Source organism: Roseburia sp. AF42-8 (genome assembly GCF_003435965.1).
GTDB classification, from domain to species: Bacteria; Bacillota; Clostridia; order Lachnospirales; family Lachnospiraceae; genus Roseburia_C; species Roseburia_C amylophila.
The window spans coordinates 1-598 of sequence record NZ_QTVB01000150.1; the positions used below are offsets into that span (position 1 = coordinate 1).

Consider the following 598-nt stretch of genomic DNA (forward strand, 5'->3'; position numbering starts at 1 on the left):
GTATCTGCGAAACGCTGAATTGTGAGATTACCGATGTGATTGAGTTAGTACCAGACGAGCCTGCTTCCACAGGAGGTAAGGAACATGAGCGAATTGAAACCAAGAATAAAAGAAAACGGAATTGATTATATCCTTGTTGGAGATTACTACATCCCGGACTTGAAGTTGCCGGAGGAACACCGCCCCATCGGAAAGTACGGACGGATGCACCGGGAATATTTAAGAGAAGTCTGCCCAGCCAGATTACACACATTGACCCTGACCGGGGAATTGTGGACATATCTTGCAGACCTGAACGAACAGGCACAGAAACGGTTAGACACCATCATGGAGCAGATGAAAGCTGCCGAGGGCGTGACCGAGGAATTGAAGCGTACCCGTCAAATGGAATGGGTGCAGCGTTGCAATAACATTCACAACCGGGCAGAAGAAATTGTTTTACATGAGATGATTTATTCATAACGGTATGGTAGAATGATTATTACAAATTAGAAGTTGTAAAGGAGACTTTGTATGGGTAGAAAAGAAATAACAACAAAAGAAGATTTAATGAAAGTAATAGAATTATTCGAAAATACTGGAATTACATACTGGTTGG

Annotated in this window: 1 protein-coding gene and 1 pseudogene; both read left to right on the forward strand. The window is 42.5% G+C overall.

All coding sequences use genetic code 11. The features are described from left to right. Positions 1–125 (forward strand): annotated as a pseudogene (locus DW059_RS15745) (helix-turn-helix domain-containing protein); the annotation flags it as partial. Further along, positions 85–462 carry a TnpV protein gene (locus DW059_RS15750; RefSeq protein ID WP_002584333.1) on the forward strand — a complete coding sequence of 126 codons (378 nt, stop codon included), beginning with the start codon at positions 85–87 and terminating at the stop codon, positions 460–462. The pseudogene DW059_RS15745 and the gene DW059_RS15750, both read left to right, overlap by 41 nt. Positions 463–598: the final 136 nt, after the last annotated feature.

What these genes read in the sequence shown, in the direction of transcription:
- DW059_RS15750 (WP_002584333.1), top strand. Translation starts at nt 85, where the DNA reads ATGAGCGAATTGAAACCAAGAATAAAAGAAAACGGAATTGATTATATC.